The following is a 24754-nucleotide window of genomic DNA, read 5'->3' as shown; positions in this document are numbered from 1 at the left end:
TCTCTTCCCTAGTAGCCGAGGATCTCGGGCCAGTGGATTTCGACTCCCGCTGCGGTGAGCCGGTGCTGGAACTGCTCGATCAGTTCCGGATCCGAGACGACGTCGCCCGGATGGATCAGGTGCTCGAGGCAGAACGCCGCGAGCTCCCCCGCCGCCTCGCCGACGTTCCACTCCACGGGGTGCAGGCGGTAGGCGCCGTTGGTGATGTGGGTGGTGCCGATGTTCTTGGCGGCGGGGAGGAGGTTCTTCGTCCGCACGGGCACGAGCGCGCCGAGCGGGATCTCGAAGGGCGCGCACTCGACGTCGATGTAGTTGTCGCCGCCGGTGGAGGGGTGCAGGTCGATGCGGTACATGCCGACTCCGACGGAGTCGGGGAAGGTCGCGGGCCCGGCATGTCCGCGGACGGCGACCGAGACGTCCTGTTCGACGATCGTGCGACGGGCGCGGATGCGGCGCGACTCGCGGATGTACGGGGCCTGTGCGAATCCGTCCTCGGTGCCGGTGACGTCGCCTCGCAGCCGCAGACCGGGCCAGCCGGTTCCGCCGTCGGGCCGGGGCGCCTCGGTCTGCAGCCAGTAGAAGTACGCCCGCGACTGCGCCTTGGCCGCGGCGAGGTGCCGCTCGCGGTCGTCGGTGTCGATGATGGAGCCGCCGAGGTAGTCGAGCTGGGGCCAGTTGGCGAGCACGATGTCGCTGTCGTAGAAGCCCTCGCGGAAGGTCTGCCTGGCCGCGATCCGGCGGAACGTCCAGAGGTCCTGGTCGCCCGCGTCGATGCGCGGGTCGCCGTTCCGCTCGACGTCGGGGTTGACCTCGAGCGTGCGCGCCTCGGGCCGGAGCGTGCGGGGGTTGGGGGCGACGAACGAGAGCATCGGCGCGCCCCAGAACGATGGCTCGAGGGCACGCCAGTGGTCGTAGTCGTCGGGTCGGTCGATGGTGTGGTCGCCGTCGACGTGGTCGAAGGCGAAGCACCAGGCGATCGACTGCACATTGGCCGGGTCCGCGACCTCGGGGGCGCTCGGCTCGCCCGTCTTGGAGCGTGACTCGCTGCCGACGACGTAGTCGGTGCCGGTGAGGGGCAGGAGGTCGCCCGTCTCGGTCGCGTCGAGGACGAACGGGGCACGGATCGTGACGCGTTCGCCGTCGCGGTGGGCGACGACGACCTCGCGGACGACATCGCCGTCCATGACGGCGTCGACGGGCGCGGCGCCCCGGACGACGACGAGCCGCCCGCTCGCCTCGAACGGCGCGAGCCTCGCGCCGATCACGGCCTCGGCCACCCGCGGCTCGTGGCAGAGCCGGCTCACCCGGCCCCGGCCGGGGTTCAGCGCGCGGTCCGCGCGGGCCGCCTCGGTGAGCGGGTAGTGGCGCCGGTAGTAGTCGCGGATGCCCTCGCGAAGCGCGCGGTATCTCGCGGTGACGCCGAACTGCTCGACCCAGATGTGCTCGTCGGGCGGCACGGCCTGGGAGGTGAGCTGGCCGCCGAGCCACGCGTGCTCCTCCGTGAGCACGACCCGGAGGCCCCGCTCGAGCGCGGCGAGGGCCGCGGCGACGCCGCCGAGCCCGCCGCCGATGACGGCGACATCGGCCTCGAGCGCCCTCACCGCGCAGCTCGTTCGACGAGGGTCTCGCCGGCTTCGACCTCGGCCTGGAGCACGCGCTGCAGGTCGAGCTCGTCCCACTCGTCGGCGGGCGCGGTGATCAGCTGCTGGAGCAGTTCGAGCGCGGCGGCGGCGACGCGCTCGCGCGGGACGCGGAAGCCCGTGAGCGCCCGCTCACCCGTGCGGTGACCCCGGACCTCGGCGAGGGCGGCGATGGAGACCTCGCCCGGCACGGCTGCGCCGGCCGTGGTGAGCGCGTGGATCGCGTCCTCGGCGAGGAAGACGTCCTCGGCGAAGACGATGGTCGCAGCGTGCGAACGGACGAGCTCGGCGAGCCCGTCGAGGTCGCCCTCGCCGGTGATCGCGAAGGCCAGCCGCGCCTCGGCGTCGGCGGTCTCGACGGCGCCGAGGCGGTCGCGGGCGGTCGGGCTGGTCCGGTCGCGACGCAGGTAGACGGCACGTTCGTGGCCGAGCTCGCGGGCCCGGTCGACGAGGGCGAGGGTCGGGGTGACGTAGTCGAGCCCGACATAGGGCACGCGCGCCTCGGTCTCGTCGCGGCGGCCGACGGCGACGAACGGGAAGCGCTCGTCGACGAGGCGCTCGAGTTCTGCGGCATCCATCTGCTGACCGAGCAGGATGCAGCCGTCGGCGAGGCGCAGCCGGGTCTTGCGGTGGAACAGGCTCCGCCGGCCGTCTTCGACGGGGGAGCTGGTGAAGAACAGCAGGTCGCAGCCGATCCGTTCCGCCGCCCGTTCGATGCCGTTCAGCAGGGGGCCGTAGAAGTCCATGCTCTCGGGGGAGAGCGCCGCCTCGTAGGTGAAGACGCCGACGATCTGGTTGTCGAGGCCGGCGAGCCGGCGGGCCGCCGGATCGGCGACGTAGGTGGATGCCTCGATGGCGGCCTTCACCCGGGCGCGGGTCTCCTCGGGGATGCGCACGTTGGAGCCGTCGCGATCGTTGAGCACCATCGACACGGTGGTCTGGCTCACCCCGGCGATGCGGGCGATCTCCCGCTGGGTGATCCGACGAGGCTTCGATGCCATCTGAACTCCTGAACTGATAATGCCTATTGGCGGAACGTCGAGCAGTGACGCTAATACGCATCATCAAAATGCGCAACTCCTCTTGACAAGTCGCCTCCGCTCGGCCGAGCATGGTCAAGACCCCGTTGATAATAGGTATTAGCAGCGTGTCACCGTCGACACGCGGAGGAGGAGCGACGATGTCGTCGACACCGAAGAGCCCGCGCGGGCTCAGCCGCCGTGGATTCCTGGGCGCGGGCCTCGCCGCCGGCGTCGTGGTCCTCGCGGAGCGCTCACCTGTCACCGCCTCGGCGGCCGCGGGAGACGTGACCCTGTCCGCATCCGGGATCAGCGTGCTCGCGAGCGTCGGCGGACGCATCGCGATCCGCGACGGCGCCGGCGTCACCCGATCGCAGGGCTCGCGGTTCCAGGTGAAGGACTCCGTGAGCGGCATCCACGTCTCCACCGGCGGGACGCCGAGCCTCGTCACCACGGCCGACGGGCAGCCGGCCATCCGCATGGAGTACGTCTTCGGCGCCGCAGCCGGGCCGACGACCGTCGTCGGCACCATCACGGTCTCCACGAAACACGTGCACCTCGAGTGGCACGTCGACGGCGCCTCCACCCTCATCCCCGACGGCTTCCTCTTCAGCCGCGCGATCGCCGGCGCCACCGAGCCCGACGGCTACGTCGCGGTGACGAGGTGGACGCGCGATGCCGGCGGCGGCATCCCGTTCGAGGAGATGGTCGGCGTGGCGCACACCTCCACCTGGGGCGCGCAGCACGGCATGTTCCTGCTCGAACGCTCGCGCCAGGCCTGGACCAGCGCCACCTGGATCCACTCCCCCGGCGTCCCCGCCGACGGCGGGGGATACCTCAGCACCGCCGACTTCTTCTTCACCGCCACGCGCCCCTCGGCGACGGCCTCGATCGGGCTCGGCGACGCGCTCGGCATCGAGCTCTGGACCGACCGCGACTTCAACCTGCTGGCGCCGAACGACGCGCCCATCACGCTGACCGCCCTCGTCGCGAACGGTGCGGAGACCGCGAAGCAGGTCGAGGTGCACTGGTGGGTCCGCGGGTACGACGGCGACGTGCTCGCCGACGAGACGCGCCTCGTCGACGTCGGCGCCCGCACCACCGCGGCGCCGACCTTCACGTTCGCGCCGCCCGCCGAGGGCGTCTACGTCACGGAGGTGACCGTCCGCGCCGGCGCGGACGAGGCCTTCGCGCGGACGAACCTCGCGGTGATGCCTGCCGAGCCGGCGGCCGGGCCGTCGGCCGCGAGCATGTTCGGCATCGCGAACTACCCCTGGCTGCTGCGCCCCTCGGCCGACGCGCTCCTCGACCTCTGGCAGCGGGCGGGCGTCAGCCGAGTGCGCATCTCGTACGAGGGCGGCCCCGGCCTGCCGCCCTCGGCGTTCGACGCGAGAGGGATGTCGCACAACATCGAGCTGCAGCCGTCGCTGACCGCGACCTCCGCGGAAGCGGCGGCCTGGGCCGCGGCGAACCTCGACGTGGCGATCGCGGCGGGCGCCGAGTACTTCGAGGTCGGCAACGAGCTGAACCGCCCCTTCAACACGGGGGTCGCGGCGCAGGCGTACGTCGATCTCGCGCTGCGGCCCGTGGTCGATCGCGCGGCGGCGATCGGCTCGACGATGAAGATCATGAACAACGGCCTCGCGGGCATGGACGAGCCGTGGGTGAAGGCGTTCCACGCCGCCGGCGGGTGGGACCTCATCGACGCGTTCGCGTTCCACCCCGGTCGCGGCAACTTCACGCCCGACTACGACCCCGAGGACGACGACGACGCGTCGGCGAACGGCGGGTACTGGAACTTCTTCGGCGGCCTGAAGAAGCTGAAGGCGCTCATGCAGCAGTACGGCGAGAAGGAGATCTGGCTCACCGAGGCCTATGCCTGCACCCGTCCGAACGCATGGTGGAACGACACCTACCGGCACGCCGCCGAGAATGTCTTCCTCACGCTCGCGCTCGCGAAGGCGGAGGGCATCCGCGGCGTGCTCTGGTACCAGTTCCACGACAGCGTGCTCGGGATGCCCCAGGTCGCGAACCCCGACAACGTCGAGTACCACTTCGGGCTCATGAACCGCGATCTCAGCGCGAAGCCGTCGCTGCTCGCCTACGCGAACGCGGCTCGCCTGCTCGACGAGGCGGAGTTCGGCGGATGGCTCGACCTCGGCCAGGCCGACCTCAAGGGCCTGCACTTCCGGCGTGCCGACGGGGATCTGGTCGTGCTGTGGAGCCGGGCGGACGGCTACGTGCTGAACGCCGAGCACGAGACGGGCACCGACTCCTTCCCCGCCCCCGAGGTCTGGGTCGACCCCTGGCCGACCAAGGTTCCGCTGGCCGTGACCACCGTCGGCGACTCGCTCGTCGAGATCGATGCGATCGGACGCCGTCGTTCGCTCCCGGTCGCCGGGCGCACCGCCGAGATCGTGCTCGACGGCGCGCCACGGATCTACGCCGGACTCCGGGTCGCGGCCGATCCCGAATCCGCCTCAGCCGGACGCCCGGTCGCGGCGAGCGGGCCTCGCCTGGTGGGCGTGCGTCGCGCGTGATCCGCCGACCGACGGCGCCCGATGGCGTCGCCGTCGCCGTCCGGGCTCGTCGCGGCGAGCGCGCGGTGCACCCGCCAGGCGGCGAACACCGCGATCGCGCTCACCACGAGGTGCATGCCGAGGAACGCGTCGGCGAGGCCGGCGCCGAGCAGCACCCCCGCGATGAGGGGGCCGGCGGCCGAGAACGAGGTCTGCAGGGCTGAGATCGTACCGAGGGTCTGGCCGACCATGCCCCTGGGCGCGAGCGACGCGGTGAGCGGGTTCAGCACCGGGCTGTAGATCGTCTCGCCGACGGCGAAGATGCCGTACGTCATGACGAACAGGGCGGATGCCACTCCCGGGGCGAACTGCGCGGCGGAGAGCACGAGCCAGGACAGCACCCAGATGCCGCCGACGGCCATGAGCAGGGCGGGCGCGCTCCGCTTGGCCGTGAGGCGCACCATCACGACCTGCAGGGCCACGATGACGATGCAGTTGACGGCGGCCGCGATGCCGATCGCGGACGGGTCGACGCCCAGCACGGTGATGCCGTACGCGGGCAGGCCGGACTCGAACTGGGCGTAGAACCCGAGCGCGAGGGCGACCGTGACGACCGCCGTCCAGCGGAGCGCCGGCGTCGTCGCGATCGCCCGGAGCACCCCGGTGCGCGCGTCGGGCCGGGCGTCTCCGACGGCGGGCAGCGACGAGGTGGACGTCGGGAACTCGGGGTGGGCGACCGCGCCGCGTCCGGCGAGGGCGATGAGGCCTGAGGAGAGGACGAAGCCGGCCGCGGCCATGGCGAAGCCGATGTCGAGTCCGTCGGGCCGGTCGAGATCGACGATCTGCCCGGCGAGGAAGGCGCCGGCGGCCATGCCGAGCGATTCGCCGGTGAACTTGTACGCGAAGACGCGGCGGCGGTCGTCCGAGGAGGACCACTGCAGCGCGAGGACCTGCTTCGCGGGCACCGCGGCCGAGAGGCCGAGCCCGAAGACGAGCATGCCGCCGAGGAACGCCGCAGGGTGGTCGACGAAGACGAGAGCGGCGACGCCCGCCGCTCCGATGAGCTGTGCCACGACGGCGACGTGCACGGGGTTGAACCGGTCGGCGAGGCGCCCCGCGAGCGGCGCCGCCACGAGCGCACCCACGGAGAACAGGGAGGAGGCCGCGGCGGCGACGAACGCGCCCCAGCCGCGGGTGTCGGCGGCGTAGGCGTACTGGTAGGGCAGCACGGCGCCCCAGCCCAGCATGCCGATGGCCGAGGCGAGGATGAGCAGTTTGGCGCGCACGGCGGTCTCCTTCCCGGGTGAGCAGACGAACGGATGCCCCGGGCATGGGGCCCGAGGCATCCATCGAGTTCGAATCCGAAGTCTTCGATATCGAAATATTAGCAACCGAAGTTCGCATGCGAGAATTCCCGCATGCCCAAGCGACGCCCGACCGCACCCGAGCTGCACCGTCGCGCCGTCACGACCTACGTCGCCGCGGGCGGCGAGGAGTCGGTGCAACGGGTGATCACCGCCGTGCAGAGCCTCACCAAGAAGCTCGACCAGTGGTACGCGCGACAGCTCGCCGACCTCGACGTCACGGCGGGCGAGTGGGCCGTCGTCACCTCGCTCGCGAAGGCCGGCGAGGCACTCACCCCGAGCCAGCTCGCCGATCTCTCGAACGTCGCGCCCTCCTCGATGACGCACCGGCTCGACAAGCTCGCCGAGCGCGGGCTCGTCGAGCGTGCGGCCGACCCGGGCAACCGCACGCGGATCCTGGTGAGCCTCACCGACGAGGGGTGGGAGCTGTTCAGCCTCGCGATCCGCGGCTCCGACGTCGTCGAGTCCGATGTGCTGCAAGACCTCAGCGACGACGAGCGCGGCGAGCTCGCCCGCCTGCTCGAGGTCGTGATCGCCCGGCTCGACGACATCGACGCCTGAGCCGCGGCCGAGGGCGCGCGGATGGCGCGCGAGGCCAGAGTGCTAGCCCGCGGTTCCCGTGACGTCCCGGCGCCAGCGGGCGCCGAGCTCGGCCTGCGACGGCGCAGAGCCGGGCAGCGCCTCGTGCGGCGCGGCGTCCGCGCGCAGCCCGGCCAGGTGGAGCTCGAGGTACCGGCGTCGCAGCTCGGCGACCCGCTCGGCGTCTCCGAGGCGGATCGCGGCGAGCTGCTCGTAGATCATCGGCAGGTCGGCGTCGACGACGTCGGACCGCACTGCCCCGGCCTCCTGCGCCCGGTGCAGGATCTCCCCCGCGAGCCGCCCGGACTCCTCGGCCAGCGCGCCGTGCTCCGGCGTCGGCGTGAAGCGCCCCGCCAGGTGGACGGTGAGGGAGTGCACGTCCGCGTCGACGATGCCGCGCAGGAACGCCTGGAACGCGTCCCACGGGTCGGCGACGTCCAGGGCGGACCGTGCGACGTCGACGAAGCGCCGCAGCCCGTCGAGGCAGAGCGTCGCAAGCAGCTCCTCCTTGCCGGGGTACCGGCGGTACAGGGCGCTGATGCCCACGCCGGCGGCCTTGGCGACCGCCGCGACGGGGGCGTCGGGCGCCGCCATGAAGACCTCGCGGGCGGCGTCGAGGATCGCGGTGTCGTTGCGGGCCGCCTGGGCGCGCCGGCCGCTCAGCGGGGCTTCCGTACTCGGGGTGCTCATCGTCCACTCCGATGGTCGGGGGTCGTCAGGAACGTCTCGACGATATCACTTGTGCGGAACAGAACGTTCCGCTACTGTCATTTCAGCGGAACGTTACGTTCCGTTCCGAACTCAGGATCAACGGAGGCACCATGAACGCCCAGGTCACGCCCACCCGGATCGACATCCCGCAGGCCGAGATCGACGACGCGCGTGAGCGCCTCGCCCGCACCCGGTTCACCGACCAGATCGGGGAGGACGGCGAGGACGGCACGAGCGTGGGCAGCGTCCGGGAGCTCGTGCGGTACTGGCTCGAGGACTTCGACTGGCGCGCCCTGGAGGCACGGATCAACGCGTACCCGCAGATCGAGACCGTCATCGACGGTCAGCGGGTGCACGCGATCCACGTCCGCTCCGGGCGCCCGGACGCCATCGGCCTCATCCTCACGCACGGCTGGCCGGGCTCCGTCGTCGAGCACCTCGACCTCATCGAGCCCCTCACCGCCGCGGGCTATGACGTCGTCCTGCCGTCGATCCCGGGCTTCGGGTTCTCCGGCCCCACCACCGAACGCGGCTGGGACAACGCGCGCATCGCACGTGCCTGGGTCGAGCTCATGCACCGGCTCGGCTACGAGCGGTACGGTGCGGTGGGCAACGACGGGGGCTCGATGATCTCGCCCGAGGTCGGCCGGCTCGACCCCGACCACGTCGTCGGCGTGCACGTGACGCAGCTCTATTCGTTCCCCTCGGGAGACCCGGCCGAGCTGGTCGACCTCGACGAGCACGAGCAGGCCGCGCTCGCCCACCTCGGCTGGTTCTGGGAGAACATCGGTGCGTTCAACGTCCTGCAGTCCCAGCAGCCGCAGACGCTCGCGCACTCGCTCGCCGACTCGCCCGCCGGGCTGCTCGGCTGGAACGTCCAGCTCATGGGTGACCTCGACCCGGCGTTCACGGTCGCCAACGCCGCCGTCTACTGGTTCACCGGGACGCAGGGCTCGGCGCTGCGGCTGTACCGGGAGAACGCCCTCGCGCAGAAGCGGGCGCAGGAGGCGGGCGAGCGCCCCGGGCCCACGACGGTGCCGACCGCGCTCGCCCAGGCGAAGGGAGACTTCGCCACCATCCGCCGGTTCGCCGAGCGCGACCACGCGAACATCCGGCGGTGGACCACCTACGAGCGCGGCGGCCACTACGCCGCCCACCTCGAGCCGCAGCAGACCGCCGACGACATCACCACCTTCTTCGCCTCCGTCGGCGACGTCCGCTGATCAGCTGCCGGCTGCCGGCGGACCCACCTCGGACCCCCTCAGTTCCCACGAAAGGAAACCCCATGTATCTCGTCATCGGTGCCACCGCTCACTTCGGACGTCAGGCGGTGGATGAGTTGGTCGCCGCGGGTGCCCCGGTGCGGGCCCTGACCCGCACTCCGCAGCGGGCCGGGCTCCCGAAGGGCGTCGACGTCGTCCGGGCCGATCTGACCAAGCCCGAGACGCTGCCGGCGGCGTTGGCCGGCGTCGAGGCCGCCTTCCTGGTTCTGCAGTACGGGATGGATGTCGCCCCGCTGCTGGCGGCCGCGGGCCAGGCCGGGGTGAAGCGGCTGGTACTCCTGTCCTCGGGCGCGGTCGTCCCGGGCGCCGAGCGGCAGCCCGACGTGATCGCCCGGTACCACCGCGAGGTCGAGCAGGCCATCGAGGCATCCGGAATCGAGTGGACGTTCCTGCGGCTGCTGTTCCCCGCCATCAACTCGTTGACATTCGCGATGCAGCTCCAGGGCGGTGACGTCATCCGCGCGCCGTACACCGAAGCGGCCTTCAGTGCCGTGCACGAGCGCGACGTCGCCGAGGTGGCCGCCCGCATCCTGATCGGCGGCGGGCACGCGGAGCGGGCCTACGACCTGACCGGACCCGAATCGCTGACCCAGACCCAACAGGTCCACCTCCTCGGCACGACGCTCGGGCGCACGCTCACCGTCGAGGACCTCGACCCGGAGCCCGTGCTGGAGCAGATGAGCCAGTTCATGGACCCCGAGTTCCTGGCCGCACTGTTCGCGCTCATGGCACAGGCAGTCGGCAAGCCCGCGCCGGTCAACGACGTCATCGAGCAGATCACCGGGCACCCCGCGCGGACCTACGCCCAGTGGGCCGCCGATCACCGAGCCGACTTCGGCGGCTGATCGACGCGGCTGGGGCGGCACCCGCCGCCCCAGCCGTCACCAGGAGCGGACGCGCTCCACCGAGACCCGGACCGGCACCGAGTAGCTCGCCCGGTACTCCTCCGGCGTCATCCCGATGGGCGCGAACTCCGCCGCGTACTTCTCCGCGTAGACCCGCCAGTCCGCATCGTCGAGCGGCTCCTCGCCGACCCGGGCCGTGCCGGTGAACACCGCCACGTCGTTGCCGTCGTCACCGGTGTTGAAGTGCAGGCGACGCGCGGATTGCGGGCGAGGTTCGCGAGCTTCGGCGTGCCCGGCTGCGACAGCAGCAGCAACTCGTCGCCGGTCCGCACGAACCAGACGGGCGTCGGCACCGGTGTGCCGCGTCCGTTCACCGTCGTGAACCACATCACCGTCTCGCGCTCGAGCCGATCGGCGACGCGCCCGGACAGCGCCCGCATGGGAGGCATCCGCTCAGCCGTTCCGGTCACGGCCGCAGCAGCACCTTGATCGCGCGGCGCTCGTCCATGGCGGCGTACGCCTCGGCGGCGTCGGCGAGCGGCAGCTCGAGGTCGAAGACCCGACCCGGCCGGATCGCGCCGGACCGCACGTCGGGCAGCAGCTCCTCGATGTAGCCGCGCACCGGCGCCACCCCGCCGTTGACGCCGACATTGGTGTCGAACAGCCGGCGCACCGGCAGCTCTGGGCCGCCATTCGGCACGCCGACGTAGCCGACCATCCCGCCCGGACGCGCCGACCGGATCGCCTGGTCCATCGACTCCTTCGTCCCGACGCACTCGAGCACGCAGTCGGCGCCGATGCCGCCCGTGAGCTCGCGGACCGCGGTCACCCCTGCGGTGCCGCGCTCGGCGACGATGTGGGTCGCGCCGAACTCGCGTGCGAGGTCCTGCCGCTCGCGGTGCCGCGACATCGCGATGACGACGGATGCCCCGAGCCGGCGCGCCGCGATGACCGCGCAGAGTCCGACCGCGCCGTCGCCGACGACCGCGACCGTGCTGCCCTCGCGGACGCCGGCCGACACCGCCGCGTGGTGGCCGGTGCCCATGACGTCGGCGAGGGTCAGGAGGCCGGGCACCTCCTCGTCGGCCACCGGGCCGGGGACGACGACGAGCGTCCCGTCGGCGAGCGGCACCCGCACGCGCTCACCCTGCCCGCCGTCGGCGAACCCGCCGTCGCGGTCGTCGCCGCCCCACCAGCCGCCGTGCAGGCACGACGTCGAGACGCCGTTTCGGCAGTTCACGCACGTGTTGTCGCACACGTAGAACGGGGCGATCACGAAGTCGCCGACGTTCACACGCTCGACCTCGTCGCCGACGGCCTCGACGACGCCGACGAACTCGTGGCCGATGCGGTGCGGCTCACGCGTGGGCGTGATGCCCCGGTACGGCCAGAGGTCGGATCCGCACACGCACGCCGCGACGACCTTCACGATCGCGTCGCGACCGGTGGAGAGGACGGGGTCGGGAACGTGATCGACGCGGATGTCGCGGGCGGCGTGGATGACGGTGGCGAGCATGGGATGAGCCTAGAACGGTGTCACCCCGCCCGGGAGGCCCGGACCGCGGGCGTGCGGCGCCGCAGGGCGTCGCCGAGATCGCACGTGACGTCCCGCCGCGCTCCGCGTACGGTGGAGGTGCCGGGACCGAACCGCCCCGGCATCAGGGGGAGGTTCGATGCACGCCCGACGACGCACGATGCGCGCGGCAGCCGCCGCGATCGCAGTCGCCCTCGTGGGCGGAGGAATCCTCGCCGCCTCGTCGCCGGCCGCCGCGGCCGGTGAGGCGCGGCTCTCGCTCTTCAAACGCATCGAGAACCTCGACACCGGCGCGAGCTTCGGCGACCGTGGCGCATGGGACGTGCAGGCCGTGAACGTCGAGACGGGCGAGACGTTCCGCGGGCAGGGGCTGAACGGCATCCAGAGCGAGGTCGTGCCGGCCGGCACCTACGTCATCTCCGAGATCGAGACCGAGCTGACCCCGCCCGGGTACCGGTTCGTCAACTGGGACTGCGGCAGCCTCGGCGTCTTCACCGACCCGACGCCCACCGTCACCCTCGCCGAGGACGCCCAGGTCACCTGCACCGTCGAGAACGTGGCCGTCCAGTCCACACTCACCCTGGTGAAAGAGGTGCGCGGCGGCACGGCGCCCGCTTCGAGGTGGACGTTGCACGCGCAGGGACCGACGAACGTCGTCGGCACCACCGGCGTGCAGGCGGACGTCCGCATCGGCGAGTACCGGCTGAGCGAGTCGAACGGCGGCTCCGGATACACGTCGCTCGGCTGGACCTGCGTGGATGCCACGAGCGGCGAGGACGTGCCGGTCGCCGACGGTGACGTGATCGAGGTCGGCCTCGATCAGCAGATCACCTGCACCGTCGTGAACTCGGCCCAGCTGCCGCAGCTCACGCTCGTGAAAGAGGTCACCGGGCCTGCCGGCGCTCCGCTCGACGATCCGGCCGCGTGGACCCTCACGGCCGATGGCCCCACCGCCGGCATCAGCGGCGCGAGCGGGTCGCACGAGGTGAGTCACGTGGGCGTCGCTCCCGGCACGTACGAACTCGCCGAGGACGGTCCGGCCGGGTACGCGGCCGGCGAGTGGACGTGCGTCGATCACGTGTCGGGGCAGCCCGTGCCGGTCACCGCGGGCGCCGTCGAGGTCGCGGGCGCCGTCGATGTGGTCTGCACCATCGTGAACGACTTCACCGGCGGATGGCTGACGCTCGAGAAGGTCGTCGTCGGCGCCCAGCCGCCCACCGCGTGGACGCTGAGCGCCACGAGCACGGATGACTCGATCGCGGGGGTCACCGGAACACCCGAGGTCACGCGCACCCCGGTGGCCGCGGGCGAGTTCGCGCTCGCGGAGTCGGGCCCGACCCTCGGCTACACGACCGCCGGCTGGGACTGCTCGAACAGCGACGGCTTCGTGACCGCCGCGACCGTGGCGGCCGGCGAAGAGGTCGTCTGCCGGATCGAGAACGACGCGGTGCAGCCGCACCTCAGCCTCGTGAAGCAGGTCGTGAACGGCGGCGGCGGCACGCTCGTCCCCGGCGACTGGACGCTGTCGGCCGCCGGCCCCACGGCCGTCAGCGGCGCGGGCGGTTCCGACGCAGTGACCTTCGTGGCGGTGGACCCCGGTGCGTACACGCTCTCGGAGTCGAGCGCCGCGGCCGACGCCGCCCTCTACTCGGCCGGCGAGTGGCAGTGCGTCCTCGACGACACCGGCGAGATCGTCTCGACGGGCGACGTCGTCGAGGTTCCGCCCGGCGACGAGTCCGTCACCTGCACGGTCGTGAATCGGTGGACCCAGTCCACGCTCACGCTCCGCAAGCAGCTGCTCGCCGAGTTCGGCTTCCCCGACGCGCCGACCGACTGGACGCTCACCGCGACCTCCGACGCGTCGAGCTTCTCGGGAGCCATGGACGAGCCGTCGGTCACCCGGGTGCCCGTCCCCGCGGGCTCGACCTGGACCCTCTCGGAGGACGGCCCCGCCGGATATGAGTCGCTCGGCTGGACCTGCAGCGGCACGACCCGCGTCGACGACGACACCTTCACGGTCACCGGCGGCGTCGACGCGATGTGTCAGGTGACCAATGCCGCGATCGCGCCGAGGATCACGCTCGTGAAGGAGCTCGTCGACGCGCCGGGCAGCACGGCGACGGTGGCCGACTTCACCCTGAAGACGCGCGGCCCGGGCAACGCCGCCTTCGCCGGCCTCTCTGCCACGCCCGGCGTCACGAACCTCGTCACCCCGACCGGGGAGTACGTCTTCAGCGAGGACGGACCGCAGGGGTACGACGTGTCGTGGGACTGCACCGGCACGAGCTTCGACCCCGCGACCGAGACCGCGACCCTCCGCTACGGCGACGTCGCGATCTGCACCGCCACGAACACGCCCATCCCGCCGACGCTCGCGCTGCAGAAGGTCGTGCAGGGCGGCACGGCCACGGCCGCCGACTGGACGCTCTCGGCCACCGGCACCTCGGGCACCATCGCCGGCGCGGGCGGCGTGCCCGCCACCGAGGTCGACGCGGGCGTCCACGTGCTCGCCGAGACGCCGACCGGGCCCGGCACGGCCGATTACCTGCTCGGCGCGTGGGTCTGCACCGGCGAGGGCTTCGACCCGGTCGTCGTGCCCGTCGGCTCGGTGCCCGCGATCGAACTGCCGCTCGGCGTCGACGTCACCTGCGCCGCGACGAACGTGTACACCCCGCCGGTGCTCACCCTCGTCAAGGTCGTGGACGACGGGCCCGACGGACCCGGCGGGGTGCCGTCGAACTGGGTGGTCTCCGCCGAGGGGCAGGGCGAGGCCGGCGGCACGGACGTCTCCGGCGCGGGCGGGAGCCCCGACATCGTCGCGCAGCCGGTCACCGCCGGGTCGTACCTGCTCGGTGAGGCCGTGAATCCGGATGCCCCGCCCCCGTCGATCGACTACGCCGCGACGGAGTGGACGTGCACGGGCACCGGGTTCGACGCGGCCGACCTCGACGGCGACATCCTCGCCCTCGAGGCGGGCGACGACGTCACCTGCACCGTCACGAACGTCTTCGACCCGCCCCGGCTCACGCTGGTGAAGGAGGTCGTCGGCGGCGAGCTGAGCGCCGAGGACTGGACGCTCTCATGGACCGAGGTCGACGACCCCGCCCGCACCGGCTCGGGCGTCACCGGCGATCCCGCGGTGACGGCCTACCCCGTCGAGGACGGCACCTTCCGCCTCGCCGAGGCGTCGGATGCGGCGGGCGCCGACGAGTACGCGGCATCCGAGTGGTCGTGCGACGGCGGCGAGTTCGAGGCGCCCGACCTCGTCATGCTCGTCGCCGAGGACGTCTCGGTGACGTGCACGATCACGAACACGCACGAGGATGCCCCGCAGCCGACCCCGCCCGTCGGGCCGCCAGGTGGCGGCGGGTCGGACGGCGGGTCCGACGGCGACTCCGGCGGCGGCTCGGGCGGGCTCGCCGGCACGGGGGTCGAGCCGTGGCTCGCGCTCGCGGCCGCGGTCATGCTCGCGGCGACGGGCGCGGGGCTCGCGGCGACCGGGCTCGCCCGCCGGCGCCGCCGGGTCTGAGCCCGGGAGCCGCGCGCCTGCCCTCACACGTGGGGCACGAACGCCTGCCAGGCGAGCCGTCGCCCGCGCCGCGGGTCGGGCTCGACCCGGTCGCTCCGATCGAAGACGAGCGTGCGGCGGTCGAGCTCGTCGTACCGCGGCCAGCCGGGGCCGGGCTCGCCGGTCGCGGCGAGTGCCGCCCAGTGCGCCTGCATGCGACGGCCGACCGTGCGGAACATCCGCCGGCCCCCGAGGAGCGTGAGCCCGACGCCCACGGGGGTGTCGAACTTCTCGAAGAGCGCGAACAGCTCGAGTCCGTGGGTGGCGTCGAGGCCGAGCAGCCGCGCCGTCCGCGGCGCCGCGTCGAACCGGTAGCACCACGTCGGCGCGAACCGCGAGTGCCGCTCGGCGACCTTCACGCTCGGGAACCAGAACGTGAAATCGCCCGCGAAATCCGCCGCCGGGCGCCGGGCGGGCAGCCCCGGGTACTGGCGCTTGATCTCCTTCCGCGCGCGCTTGCCGGTGTTGGCGAAGATCGCCCGGATGCGCGGCTTCGTCGTCGGGAGGATGTCGATGCGCCCCTCGAACAGCGACCCCTCGCGGTCGTTCGTGCCGATGATGAGCGGCACCCGGTGCGCGACCCCGTCGCGGAACGCGTCGAGCGGCCGCATCGGCAGGAACTCGCCGTCGATGACGGGCGCGAGCGCGATCGTTCCCGGCTGCTCGTCGGGGGTGCGGATCGTGAGCGCCGTCGTCGCCTCGGCGAGCTGCATCGGATGCGCCGAACGGAGCATGGCCGCGGCATCCGATCGCGATTCGCTGTCGAGGTCGTCGTCGTCGACGATCCGGCTGAGCAGCCGCACGTACTCCCCCGCCCAGCCCTGCGCGACGTCGGTCGCATAGACGGCGTTCGCGGGTGCGCTCTGCGCGATGGCCCGCGCGAACAGTCCCTCGGCGGCCGGCACCGTGAGCAGGGTCGTCACCGAGTTGCCCCCGGCGGACTCGCCGAACAGGGTGACGCGCTCGGGGTCGCCGCCGAAGCCGCGGATCTCGCGGCGCACCCACTCGAGCGCGGCCACCTGGTCGCGGAGGCCGAGATTCGCCTCGATGGGATGCCCCGGCGTCGAGTACGCCCGCAGGTCGAGCCATCCGAGCGCGCCCAGGCGGTAGTTGCAGCTGACGTAGACGATCCCGTGGCGCCGGGCCAGCCGCTCGCCCTGCCGCGGGTACTCGCCCGACGAGCCGACGCTGTAGCCGCCGCCGTGGAGGAACACCATGACGGGCCATCCGTTCGCGGGCGGCGCGCCGTCGGGGGCGACGACGTTGACGCTCAGGCAGTCCTCGCTTCTCGGCAGGTGCGCCGCGGCGCCGATGAACTGGCCGCGACGCAGCTGGGGGGCCACCGGTCCGAACCTCGACGCGTCGCGGATGCCCGGCCACGCGGGCGCCGGTCGCGGGCCGCGGAACCGGTGCGGGCCCGCCGTCGAGTCCGCGTACGGGATGCCCCGCCACACGCGCACCCCGTCGCGCCGGAGGCCGCGGACCGCTCCGGCCGACGTCTCGGCGACGGGGCGATCGCCCGCACCGCTGCCCCGAACCCGCATGCCGGCAGCGTAGACGCCGCGGGTGAACGGGCCGTGCCTGGCGGCCCGGCCGGCGATGTGCCGATGTCGGCGGCGTGCGGCAGACTGCATTGGTGCTCGGCATCGGTTCCTTCTGGCGCGCCCTCCCCACCGAGGGGCGCTGGCTCCTGTCCACCGTCGCGATCCAGACCCTGGGCCGCGGGCTCACCCTGCCGTTCACGATCATCTACCTGCACGAGGTGCGCGGGTTCGACCTCGGGCTGTCCGGCGCGCTGATGAGCGTCATCGCCGTCGTCGGCCTCGTCGTCACCGGCCCGGGCGGCACGCTCATCGACCGGTACGGCGCACGCCGGGTGCTGCTCGTCGGCCTCGCCGCGATGATCGCCGGCTGCACCCTGCTCGCCTTCGCCACCCACCCCGCCGTGGCCGCCGTGGCCCTCGTCCTCATCGGGGTGAACTTCGGCGTCTCCTGGCCGGGCTTCAACGCGCTCATCGCCACGGTCGTCGAGGGCGACCTCCGGCAGCAGTACTTCGGCGTGAACTTCGCCCTCGTGAACCTCGGCATCGGGGTCGGCGGCATCCTCGGCGGGTTCTTCGTCGACGTCGACGCCCCAGAGACGTTCACCGCGATCTTCCTCGCCGACGCGATCAGCTGCCTCATCCCCGTGGCGCTGCTGCTCGGGCCGCTCCGCCACGTCCGCAGCCACGTCGACCCCGACGACGATGCCGAGGCGGCGCCCACCGTCGGGTACCGCGAGATCCTGCGCCAGCCCGCGATCCGGTGGATGACCCTGCTGTCCTTCCTCGCGGTGTTCATGGGCTACGGGCAGATGGAGGCCGGCTTCCCGGCCTTCGCCCGCCAGGTCGCCGAGGTGTCGACGCAGACCATCGGGTTCGCGTTCGCCGTCAACACGGCCGTCATCGTGCTGCTCCAGTTCACGGTGTTGAAGCACATCACGGGCAAGCGGCGCACCCGCGTCATGTGGGTCATGGCTCTGGTGTGGGCGGCCTCGTGGCTCGTCCTCGGCGCCGCCGGGCTGCTGCCGGGCAGTATCGCGGCGGCCGTCGGCGTGCTCGCGTTCATGGGCGTCTTCGCCTTCGGCGAGACCCTCATGCAGCCGACCGTGCCCGCGGTCTACAACGACCTCGCCTCCGACCGGAACCGCGGCCGTTACAACGCCATCAACTCCGCGGCGTTCCAGGCGGGCACCATCACGGGGCCGGTCGTCGCCGGGCTCCTCCTCGACCACGACCTCGACGCCTGGTACATCGCGATCATGGTGCTGAGCTGCGTCGGCATCTGCGCCCTCGCGTTCGCCCTCGAGCGCCGGCTCCCGGCCCACGCCAACGGCATCACCGCCGAGCCCGAGCCCGCCCGCGACTGACCGGCGGGCGGGCCCGGCTCGCGCACCGACCTACTCGATGATCTCCGCGTCGACGATGTCGTCGGGGCCGCCCGGCGCGGCATCCGCCGACGACGCATCCGACCCGCGGTGCGCGACGCCCTCGCCTCGGCTCACGGCGAGCGCGTCGCCGTCTGGCGCGAGCCCCACGACCACGCGGTCGCCGTCGCGGATCTCGCCCGAGAGCAGCGCCCGCGCCAGCCGGTCGTCGATCTCCTTCTGCATGAGCCGGCGGAGCGGCCGCGCGCCGTACAGCGGGTCGTACCCGCGCTCGGCGAGCCAGGCGCGCGCGTCGGGCGTGACGCCGAGCTCGAGGCGGCGCTCGTGCAACCGCGCCGACAGCCGGTCGATGTAGAGGTTCACGATCTCGGCGAGCTCTCCTTCGCTGAGCGCGGAGAACACGACGATGTCGTCGAGCCGGTTCACGAACTCGGGCTTGAACGCCTGCCGGACGGTCTGCAGGACGGCCTGCTCCTTCTCGCTCCAGTTCAGCGACGGGTCGATGAGGTACTGCGACCCGAGGTTCGAGGTGAGGATGAGGATGACGTTCCGGAAGTCGACCGTGCGGCCCTGCCCGTCGGTGAGGCGGCCGTCGTCGAGCACCTGCAGCAGCACGTCGAACACCTCGGGGTGCGCCTTCTCGACCTCGTCGAGCAGGATCACCGAGTACGGGCGACGACGCACGGCCTCGGTGAGCTGCCCGCCCTGCTCGTAGCCGACGTACCCGGGAGGCGCCCCGACGAGCCGCGAGACCGAGAACTTCTCGCCGTACTCCGACATGTCGATGCGCACCATGGCGTGCTCGTCGTCGAAGAGGAACTCGGCGAGCGCCTTCGCGAGCTCGGTCTTGCCGACGCCGGTCGGGCCGAGGAAGAGGAAGGAGCCCGTGGGCCGGTTCGGGTCGCTCAACCCGGCGCGGGAACGCCGCACCGCGTCGGCCACGGCCGCGACGGCCGGCTTCTGCCCGATGAGGCGCTTGCCGAGCTCGGCTTCGAGATGCAGCAGCTTCTCGGTCTCGCCCTGCATGAGCTTGCCGACCGGGATGCCCGTCCACGCCGAGATGACCGCGGCGATGTCCTCCTCGGTGACCTGCTCGTTGACCATGCGGGGCTCACCGGCGTCGCCGGCGGCATCCGCCTGCTCGGCCGCGGCGAGGTCGCGCTGCAGCTGCGCGATCGTCTCGTACTCGAGCTTCGACGCCTTCGGGTAGTCGCCCTGCCGGAGCGCGAGGTCGCGCTGCGTGACGGCCTCGTCGAGGCGCTTCTTCAGGTCGCCGACACGATTCAGCCCCTGGCGCTCGCGCGCCCAGCGCTCCTCGAGTCCGGCGAGCTCGCGCTCCTTCTCGAGGAGGGTCTCGCGGAGCTTGTCGAGCCGCTCGCGCGAGGCGTCGTCCTTCTCCTTCTTCAGCGCGAGCTCTTCGAGCCGCAGCCGGTCGACGGCGCGCTTCAGCTGGTCGATCTCGACCGGGCTGGAGTCGATCTCCATCTTCAGCCGCGACATGGCCTCATCGATGAGGTCGATCGCCTTGTCGGGCAGCTGGCGGGCGGTGATGTACCGGTTGGAGAGGGCGGCGGCGGCCACGAGCGCGGCATCCGTGATCGTGACGCCGTGGTGGGCCTCGTAGCGGCCCTTCAGCCCGCGGAGGATCGCGACGGTGTCTTCGACCGACGGCTCGCCGACGTAGACCTGCTGGAAGCGGCGCTCGAGCGCGGCATCCTTCTCGATGTACTCGCGGTATTCGTCGAGCGTGGTCGCGCCGATGAGGTGCAGCTCGCCGCGCGCGAGCATCGGCTTCAGCATGTTGGATGCCGCGACCGAGCCCTCGCCGCCCCCCGCGCCCATGAGCAGGTGCAGCTCGTCGACGAAGGTGATGATCTCGCCCTCCGCCTCGGTGATCTCCTTGAGCACGCTCTTCAGGCGCTCCTCGAACTGGCCGCGGTACATGGCGCCTGCGACGAGGGCGGAGATGTCGAGCGAGATGAGCTGCTTGTCTTTCAGCGACTCGGCCACGTCGCCCGCGACGATGCGCTGCGCGAGGCCCTCGACCACGGCGGTCTTGCCGACGCCCGGCTCGCCGATGAGCACGGGGTTGTTCTTGGTGCGCCGGGTGAGCACCTGGCTGACGCGGCGGATCTCGGCGTCACGGCCGATGACCGGGTCGAGCTTGCCCGCCTTGGCGAGGTCGGTGAGGTTGACGCCGAACTGTTCGAGCGCCGACTGCTGCTCCTCCTGCGAGTTCGGCGCCCCCTGCATGTTGGCCACGCGGTGATCCCTTCGTTCAAGACTTGAGTCTAGTCAACTCAACTTTGCGAGAACGGCTGGTATTCCGCATCCCCCGCGGAATCTCCCCCGCGATTCACGCTAGACCGGATGCCCCGCCCCCACCAGGGCTGCCTGGAATGCGCCGCGCGGGGCCGGCGTTGGAACAGGCATGCGGAGCTTCGGAACCCTCTCGTTCGGCCATTACGGTCCCCTGGGCGGTGGGCGCGAGCTCTCCGCGGCCGACTCGATGCTGCAGGCCATCGACCTCGCCCAGGGCATGGACGACCTGGGCGTGAACGGCGTCTACTTCCGCGTGCACCACTTCGCGCGCCAGCAGGCGTCGCCGATGCCGCTGCTCGCGGCGATCGCGGCCCGCACCGAGCGCATCGAGATGGGCACGGGCGTCGTCGACATGCGCTACGAGAACCCGCTGCACCTCGCCGAGGAGGCGGCGGCCGTCGACCTCATCTCGGGCGGGCGGCTGGCGCTCGGCGTCAGCCGGGGGTCACCCGAGACCGTGATCCGGGGCTACGAGGCGTTCGGCTACACGGGGTCGACCGACCCGCGGGGCGCGGACCTCGCGCGCGATCACTTCGCGCGCTTCCTGCAGGCGATCGAGGGCGAGGGCCTCGCCGAGCGCGACCCGTCGTCGCAGTTCGGCGGCGGCCACGGGATGCAGCGCATCGAGCCGTACTCGCCCGGGCTTCGCTCGCGGATCTGGTGGGGTGCGGGCAACCGCGATTCCGCCGAGTGGGCGGGCCGCGTCGGGGTGAATCTGATGTCCTCGACGCTGCTCACCGAGGACCGGGGCCTCCCGTTCGACGAGCTGCAGGCGCAGCAGATCGAGGCCTTCCGCGCAGCCTGGCGCGAGGCCGGCCCCCCGGGCGAGCCGCGGGTGTCGGTGAGCCGCTCGATCTTCCCCATCACGACCGCGGAGGACGAGCTGTACTTCGGCGGGCGCCAGGACGGCGACGGCGTCGGCATGATCGACGGCATCCGCTCGACGTTCGGCAAGACCTACGCGGCGACGCCGGACAAACTGGTCGAGCAACTGCAGCGGGATGCCGCGATCCGGTCGGCCGACACGCTGATGCTGACCATCCCGAGCCAGCTGGGCGTGGAGTTCAACCTGCGCCTCGTCGCCGCGTTCGCCGAGCACGTCGCGCCGAGCCTCGGCTGGGAGCCGACGACCGCCTGATCGCGGTCGCCACGCGGCTCCTGGCGCCCGGGTGACGCCGGTCAGAGCGCGCCGAGGAATGCCTTCACCCGCTCCATGAGCAACGCGGATGCCTCTGGGTCGAAGTCGCCGAGCGAGGAGTCGGCGAACAGGTGCTGCCCTCCCGGGTAGATGAACAGCTCGGCGTCGGGCGTGGACGCCGCGAGCTCGCGCGCGGCCGGCAGGTCTTCGGCGAAGTACTCGTCGTCCTCCTTGCCGTGGATCTGCACCGGCATGCCGTCGGGCCACGACTCCCCGAACTCCGAGACCGGGAGGCAGGAGAAGAGGAGGAGGGCGCCGCGGGCGCCGGGTCTCGTCTGCGCGAGTCCCTGCGCGATCGTCACGCCGAACGAGAAGCCCGCGTAGACGAGGTCGGATCCGAGCTCATCGGCCGCGGCGGTGCCGCGGTCGCGGATCGCGTCGAATCCCGTCTCGCGAACGAACGCGAACCCCTCCTCGATGCCGGCGAACGTGCGCCCCTCGAACAGGTCGGGCGCGTGCACGGTGTGACCGGCGTTCCGTAGCTCGTCCGCGAATGCGCGTACGCCATCGGTCAGGCCCTGGATGTGGTGGTAGAGCAGCACCTCGGCCATGTCAGCGGCCCCTCTCGCTCATTGATCGACATTCTTCGAACATTCGGGAATGTTAGTCTGATGCATCATGGCCGACAACCCCCCGGACTACGACCTCGCCGATCGGATCGCCCTCACCGAGCCCGCCCAGGTCCAGGCGATCGGCCACGCCCTGCGCACCACGATCCTGCAGTTGCTGCACGAGCGGGCGGCGACGGTCACCGAGCTCGCGACGGCCCTCGAGCGCCCGAAGAGCACCGTCGCCCACCATGTCGACGTGCTCGCCCGCGCCGGCCTGGTCCGGGTCGTGCGGACTCGGAAAGTGCGGGCCATCGAGGAGCGCTTCTACGGGCGCACGGCGCGACTGTTCTTCGTGGCGGCGGAGCGGTCGCCCGCCGGCGAGGCGATGCCCCGCGATTTCAACGACTTCGAGGTCGCCGCCCGCGAATCGGCGGCGGCGTTCGACGACGGGCGGCTCTGGGGCTTCATCCGGCATGCGCGCATCTCCGAAGCGCAGGCGTCCGAGTTCTGGGATCGGATGGCCGAGCTCGTCGAGGAGTTCGACCGGACGCCGAGGTCGGGCGAGACCACCTACGGCTTCGCGATCGGCCTCTACCCCATGACGCATCCGACCCTCCCCCCGGCGGAGTGAACCCGACGTCACACGCGCCGGCCCGCTGCCAGACTGGGGGGATGGAGACCGGGCGGATGGAGACGGCGCCCAGCCCGTGGCGCACCGCCGTCCGAGCCATCGCCGAACGTGCGGAGCCGGGCGTGGCGATGCCGGCGGAGGCGCGGATCGTGCTGCACTTCCACCCCGAGGCCGACCTCCGCGGCGAGCCGGTGCTCCGGCGCATCCTGGAGCAGGGCCGGTACGCGTCGCAGTTCGTGACGGGAACGAGCAACGGCGGACTGACCGCGCGGCCCGGCGGCGACCGCTGGGAGTGGGAGAGCCGGCTGTTCGGGGGCGCATATGACGAGCACGGGCCGGAACACCGGCCGGCGTACGGCGCCCTGCATCTCGACCGCGACCCGTACGGAGCGGCACCCCGCTTCGGCTCCGCCTACTTGCGCCTGCGCCCGGCGGTCGTCGGCCGCGCGACCTTCGTCTACCCCGACAGCGCGTTCCAGCCGCGGCTGTTCGGCGTCGCCGAGCGCATGCGTCTCCTCGAGGCGTATCGGGCGGATCGGGTGGACGAGCCGCTCAACCGCTACATCGAGGCGCAGGTGCACGGGGGCGTCGAGGTTCCGGCGGACGTGGAGGCACTGGTCGTCGACCCCGACTTCGACGACGAGGAGACGCTGGCTCTCGCGGAGGCAGCCGGCCTCCTCATCGAACGACACCCCGGTTACCGCCTCGACCTGGCCGTCGTCGAGGCGAATCCGGAGTACCGCGGCCCCGAGGCCGTCGAGGCAGCCAGGGAGATCGCGGTCGACGGGGTGCTCACGCCGACGATCGTCGGCCGGGCGCGCGCCGAACGCCGCCTCGACCCGCAGCTCGTGAAGTACGTGTGGCACCATGTCGCCCGGTTCGGCCGCACCTGGCCGGTCGAGCCGTGACGTTCGACGCGGTCCGGGCGGCCTACGGCTCCCGAGTCGCCGAGTACGTCGAGGCGGTGGGCGAGGTCGAGCATGTGCCCGACGACGACCGACGGCGGATCCTCGAGTGGGCGACCGGTGTCACGGGGCCCGTGCTCGACGTCGGCTCGGGGCCCGGACAGTGGACCGATCTCCTGCGCCGGGCCGGCGTCGACATCGAGGGGGTCGAACCGGTGCCCGAGTTCGTCGCGCAGGCGAGGCGCCTGTACCCGGACTCGCGGTACCACGAGGGCCGCGCCGAGCGACTGGATGCCCCGGACGCGAGCCTCGGCGGCATCCTCGCGTGGTATTCGCTCATCCACACCGACCCCGAGGCGATCGACCCCCCGCTCGCGGAGTTCGCACGGGCGCTCGCGCCGGGCGGCTCGCTCCTGGTCGGGTTCTTCACGGGGGCGAGGCTCGAGCCGTTCGAGCATGCGGTGGTGACGGCGTACTACTGGCCCGCGAAGCAGCTCGCCGGGCGGATCGAATCGGCGGGGTTCACGATCGACGCGGTCCACGTCCGCTTCGATCCCGGGGTGGCGCCCGGGCCAGGATCCCGCCCGCAGGCGATCGTCGTCGCGACGCGCACCGCCTGAGCTGCGTCAGCCCGCGCGCTCGATCGAGACGACCGTGCTCCGCTCGACGCCGCCCGGCGTCGGCACCTCGTAGCGCACGGGCATGCCGGGGTGCTCGCGCGCGACCCAGAAGGTCTCGACGGGGTCGTCGGGCCGGTCGCGAGTGTCGTACCGGAGGCACGCGAGCCGGCCGAGCGGCAGCTCCACAGTCTCCTCCACGACGGTCGTGCGATCGGCCGGGAAGGCCGCGTGACCCTGCAGTTCGCGCCAGGCGACCCGGCCGCGCGCGATCTCGCCGTCGACGGCGTCCGCGGCCGCCCCGACGGCCGTGAGGCGCCATCGCGCGAGGGTCGCCCCGTCGCCGTCGCAGTCGGTGAACCGGTTGATGCGCTCGAACCGCACGCCGCCCGGCGCCTCGACGAGGATCCGGATGGTCTTGCCGCGCCCCGTCGCCGCGCGGATCTCGTCCGCGGTGAACGGCGTCGGCAGCAGACCCGGGCCGAGCACGTGCGGGTCATCGGCGGGCTCCGGCGCATGGCTCATGACGTCATGATGCGTCA

20 protein-coding genes and 1 pseudogene are annotated in these 24754 nt (G+C 72.3%); 10 read left to right on the top strand and 11 right to left on the bottom strand.

Annotated elements, in window-relative coordinates; genetic code table 11:
* Nucleotides 1–8: 8 nt before the first annotated feature.
* Together ABIQ69_RS00945 and ABIQ69_RS00940 are read right to left on the bottom strand one after the other, a co-directional pair.
* Nucleotides 9–1601 carry an FAD-dependent oxidoreductase gene (locus tag ABIQ69_RS00945; protein WP_350348523.1) on the bottom strand — a complete coding sequence of 531 codons (1593 nt, stop codon included), beginning with the start codon at nucleotides 1599–1601 and terminating at the stop codon, nucleotides 9–11.
* Entirely contained in the window at nucleotides 1598–2641 is a 1044-nt protein-coding gene (locus ABIQ69_RS00940; protein ID WP_350348522.1) for a LacI family DNA-binding transcriptional regulator, read from the bottom strand. The genes ABIQ69_RS00945 and ABIQ69_RS00940 overlap by 4 nt, the downstream gene beginning before the upstream one ends.
* Before the next feature lie 179 nt (nucleotides 2642–2820).
* On the opposite strand from ABIQ69_RS00940, the gene ABIQ69_RS00935 reads away from it, so the two are divergent.
* Complete coding sequence (locus ABIQ69_RS00935; RefSeq protein ID WP_350348521.1) at nucleotides 2821–5199, top strand: hypothetical protein; 2379 nt, start codon at nucleotides 2821–2823, stop codon at nucleotides 5197–5199.
* Here ABIQ69_RS00935 and ABIQ69_RS00930 read toward each other — a convergent pair.
* Nucleotides 5100–6464 carry an MFS transporter gene (locus ABIQ69_RS00930; protein WP_350348520.1) on the bottom strand — a complete coding sequence of 455 codons (1365 nt, stop codon included), beginning with the start codon at nucleotides 6462–6464 and terminating at the stop codon, nucleotides 5100–5102. The genes ABIQ69_RS00935 and ABIQ69_RS00930 overlap by 100 nt on opposite strands.
* A gap of 132 nt (nucleotides 6465–6596) precedes the next feature.
* Here ABIQ69_RS00930 and ABIQ69_RS00925 point away from each other — a divergent pair, with 132 nt between their 5' ends.
* Nucleotides 6597–7103, top strand: a complete 507-nt coding sequence (locus ABIQ69_RS00925; protein ID WP_350348519.1) for a MarR family transcriptional regulator — start codon at nucleotides 6597–6599, stop codon at nucleotides 7101–7103.
* A gap of 42 nt (nucleotides 7104–7145) precedes the next feature.
* Here the strand turns inward: ABIQ69_RS00925 and ABIQ69_RS00920 are convergent, their stop codons facing one another.
* Nucleotides 7146–7811: a TetR family transcriptional regulator gene (locus ABIQ69_RS00920; RefSeq protein WP_350348518.1), complete on the bottom strand. Its 666-nt coding sequence runs from the start codon at nucleotides 7809–7811 to the stop codon at nucleotides 7146–7148.
* A gap of 131 nt (nucleotides 7812–7942) precedes the next feature.
* Between ABIQ69_RS00920 and ABIQ69_RS00915 the strand changes: the two genes are divergently transcribed.
* On the top strand, nucleotides 7943–9055 hold the full coding sequence (locus ABIQ69_RS00915) for an epoxide hydrolase family protein (RefSeq protein WP_350348517.1): 1113 nt from the start codon (nucleotides 7943–7945) through the stop codon (nucleotides 9053–9055).
* A 62-nt stretch (nucleotides 9056–9117) separates the two neighbouring features.
* Entirely contained in the window at nucleotides 9118–9960 is an 843-nt protein-coding gene (locus ABIQ69_RS00910) for an NAD(P)H-binding protein (protein WP_350348516.1), read from the top strand.
* Between the two features lie 36 nt (nucleotides 9961–9996).
* On the opposite strand, the gene ABIQ69_RS00905 is transcribed toward ABIQ69_RS00910, so the two are convergent.
* The 3 genes and pseudogenes from ABIQ69_RS00905 to ABIQ69_RS00895 all read right to left on the bottom strand — a co-directional run bounded on the left by ABIQ69_RS00905 (nucleotide 9997) and on the right by ABIQ69_RS00895 (nucleotide 11476).
* Nucleotides 9997–10170: a hypothetical protein gene (locus ABIQ69_RS00905; RefSeq protein ID WP_350350086.1), complete on the bottom strand. Its 174-nt coding sequence runs from the start codon at nucleotides 10168–10170 to the stop codon at nucleotides 9997–9999.
* A gap of 50 nt (nucleotides 10171–10220) precedes the next feature.
* Nucleotides 10221–10400 (bottom strand): annotated as a pseudogene (locus ABIQ69_RS00900) (pyridoxamine 5'-phosphate oxidase family protein); the annotation flags it as partial.
* 26 nt (nucleotides 10401–10426) lie between these two features.
* Nucleotides 10427–11476, bottom strand: a complete 1050-nt coding sequence (locus ABIQ69_RS00895; protein ID WP_350348515.1) for a zinc-dependent alcohol dehydrogenase family protein — start codon at nucleotides 11474–11476, stop codon at nucleotides 10427–10429.
* A 157-nt stretch (nucleotides 11477–11633) separates the two neighbouring features.
* On the opposite strand from ABIQ69_RS00895, the gene ABIQ69_RS00890 reads away from it, so the two are divergent.
* Nucleotides 11634–15023, top strand: coding sequence for a hypothetical protein (locus ABIQ69_RS00890; protein WP_350348514.1), 3390 nt, complete (start codon nucleotides 11634–11636; stop codon nucleotides 15021–15023).
* A 23-nt stretch (nucleotides 15024–15046) separates the two neighbouring features.
* Here the strand turns inward: ABIQ69_RS00890 and ABIQ69_RS00885 are convergent, their stop codons facing one another.
* Nucleotides 15047–16606, bottom strand: a complete 1560-nt coding sequence (locus ABIQ69_RS00885; protein WP_350348513.1) for a carboxylesterase/lipase family protein — start codon at nucleotides 16604–16606, stop codon at nucleotides 15047–15049.
* A 92-nt stretch (nucleotides 16607–16698) separates the two neighbouring features.
* Between ABIQ69_RS00885 and ABIQ69_RS00880 the strand changes: the two genes are divergently transcribed.
* On the top strand, nucleotides 16699–17970 hold the full coding sequence (locus ABIQ69_RS00880; RefSeq protein ID WP_350348512.1) for an MFS transporter: 1272 nt from the start codon (nucleotides 16699–16701) through the stop codon (nucleotides 17968–17970).
* Nucleotides 17971–18000: 30 nt separating this feature from the next.
* On the opposite strand, the gene ABIQ69_RS00875 is transcribed toward ABIQ69_RS00880, so the two are convergent.
* Nucleotides 18001–20241 carry an AAA family ATPase gene (locus tag ABIQ69_RS00875; RefSeq protein ID WP_350350053.1) on the bottom strand — a complete coding sequence of 747 codons (2241 nt, stop codon included), beginning with the start codon at nucleotides 20239–20241 and terminating at the stop codon, nucleotides 18001–18003.
* 178 nt (nucleotides 20242–20419) lie between these two features.
* Here ABIQ69_RS00875 and ABIQ69_RS00870 point away from each other — a divergent pair, with 178 nt between their 5' ends.
* The gene (locus ABIQ69_RS00870; RefSeq protein WP_350348511.1) at nucleotides 20420–21448 is read left to right on the top strand and encodes an LLM class flavin-dependent oxidoreductase; all 1029 of its coding nucleotides are present in this window, start codon (nucleotides 20420–20422) and stop codon (nucleotides 21446–21448) included.
* A gap of 41 nt (nucleotides 21449–21489) precedes the next feature.
* Here ABIQ69_RS00870 and ABIQ69_RS00865 read toward each other — a convergent pair whose 3' ends face one another.
* Entirely contained in the window at nucleotides 21490–22059 is a 570-nt protein-coding gene (locus ABIQ69_RS00865; RefSeq protein ID WP_350348510.1) for a dienelactone hydrolase family protein, read from the bottom strand.
* Between the two features lie 67 nt (nucleotides 22060–22126).
* Between ABIQ69_RS00865 and ABIQ69_RS00860 the strand changes: the two genes are divergently transcribed.
* The 3 genes from ABIQ69_RS00860 to ABIQ69_RS00850 are packed head-to-tail and all read left to right on the top strand — an operon-like array spanning nucleotide 22127 to nucleotide 24215.
* The gene (locus tag ABIQ69_RS00860) at nucleotides 22127–22690 is read left to right on the top strand and encodes a helix-turn-helix domain-containing protein (RefSeq protein WP_350348509.1); all 564 of its coding nucleotides are present in this window, start codon (nucleotides 22127–22129) and stop codon (nucleotides 22688–22690) included.
* 41 nt (nucleotides 22691–22731) lie between these two features.
* The gene (locus ABIQ69_RS00855) at nucleotides 22732–23598 is read left to right on the top strand and encodes a DUF3626 domain-containing protein (RefSeq protein ID WP_350348508.1); all 867 of its coding nucleotides are present in this window, start codon (nucleotides 22732–22734) and stop codon (nucleotides 23596–23598) included.
* The gene (locus ABIQ69_RS00850; RefSeq protein WP_350348507.1) at nucleotides 23595–24215 is read left to right on the top strand and encodes a class I SAM-dependent methyltransferase; all 621 of its coding nucleotides are present in this window, start codon (nucleotides 23595–23597) and stop codon (nucleotides 24213–24215) included. Before ABIQ69_RS00855 ends, ABIQ69_RS00850 begins: the two co-directional genes overlap by 4 nt.
* A 6-nt stretch (nucleotides 24216–24221) precedes the next feature.
* On the opposite strand, the gene ABIQ69_RS00845 is transcribed toward ABIQ69_RS00850, so the two are convergent.
* Nucleotides 24222–24737, bottom strand: a complete 516-nt coding sequence (locus tag ABIQ69_RS00845; protein WP_350348506.1) for a hypothetical protein — start codon at nucleotides 24735–24737, stop codon at nucleotides 24222–24224.
* Nucleotides 24738–24754: the final 17 nt, after the last annotated feature.

The sequence above is a fragment of the Agromyces sp. G08B096 genome (assembly GCF_040267705.1).
Lineage (GTDB): Bacteria > Actinomycetota > Actinomycetes > Actinomycetales > Microbacteriaceae > Agromyces.
Note: the sequence above shows the minus strand (reverse complement) of the source record. Positions and strands in the feature narration are given on the sequence as shown.

What these genes read in the sequence shown, in the direction of transcription:
- ABIQ69_RS00940 (WP_350348522.1), bottom strand. Translation starts at nt 2,641, where the DNA reads ATGGCATCGAAGCCTCGTCGGATCACCCAGCGGGAGATCGCCCGCATC.
- ABIQ69_RS00935 (WP_350348521.1), top strand. Translation starts at nt 2,821, where the DNA reads ATGTCGTCGACACCGAAGAGCCCGCGCGGGCTCAGCCGCCGTGGATTC.
- ABIQ69_RS00925 (WP_350348519.1), top strand. Translation starts at nt 6,597, where the DNA reads ATGCCCAAGCGACGCCCGACCGCACCCGAGCTGCACCGTCGCGCCGTC.
- ABIQ69_RS00920 (WP_350348518.1), bottom strand. Translation starts at nt 7,811, where the DNA reads ATGAGCACCCCGAGTACGGAAGCCCCGCTGAGCGGCCGGCGCGCCCAG.
- ABIQ69_RS00915 (WP_350348517.1), top strand. Translation starts at nt 7,943, where the DNA reads ATGAACGCCCAGGTCACGCCCACCCGGATCGACATCCCGCAGGCCGAG.
- ABIQ69_RS00910 (WP_350348516.1), top strand. Translation starts at nt 9,118, where the DNA reads ATGTATCTCGTCATCGGTGCCACCGCTCACTTCGGACGTCAGGCGGTG.
- ABIQ69_RS00895 (WP_350348515.1), bottom strand. Translation starts at nt 11,476, where the DNA reads ATGCTCGCCACCGTCATCCACGCCGCCCGCGACATCCGCGTCGATCAC.
- ABIQ69_RS00890 (WP_350348514.1), top strand. Translation starts at nt 11,634, where the DNA reads ATGCACGCCCGACGACGCACGATGCGCGCGGCAGCCGCCGCGATCGCA.
- ABIQ69_RS00885 (WP_350348513.1), bottom strand. Translation starts at nt 16,606, where the DNA reads ATGCGGGTTCGGGGCAGCGGTGCGGGCGATCGCCCCGTCGCCGAGACG.
- ABIQ69_RS00875 (WP_350350053.1), bottom strand. Translation starts at nt 20,241, where the DNA reads ATGCAGGGGGCGCCGAACTCGCAGGAGGAGCAGCAGTCGGCGCTCGAA.
- ABIQ69_RS00870 (WP_350348511.1), top strand. Translation starts at nt 20,420, where the DNA reads ATGCGGAGCTTCGGAACCCTCTCGTTCGGCCATTACGGTCCCCTGGGC.
- ABIQ69_RS00865 (WP_350348510.1), bottom strand. Translation starts at nt 22,059, where the DNA reads ATGGCCGAGGTGCTGCTCTACCACCACATCCAGGGCCTGACCGATGGC.
- ABIQ69_RS00860 (WP_350348509.1), top strand. Translation starts at nt 22,127, where the DNA reads ATGGCCGACAACCCCCCGGACTACGACCTCGCCGATCGGATCGCCCTC.
- ABIQ69_RS00855 (WP_350348508.1), top strand. Translation starts at nt 22,732, where the DNA reads ATGGAGACCGGGCGGATGGAGACGGCGCCCAGCCCGTGGCGCACCGCC.
- ABIQ69_RS00845 (WP_350348506.1), bottom strand. Translation starts at nt 24,737, where the DNA reads ATGAGCCATGCGCCGGAGCCCGCCGATGACCCGCACGTGCTCGGCCCG.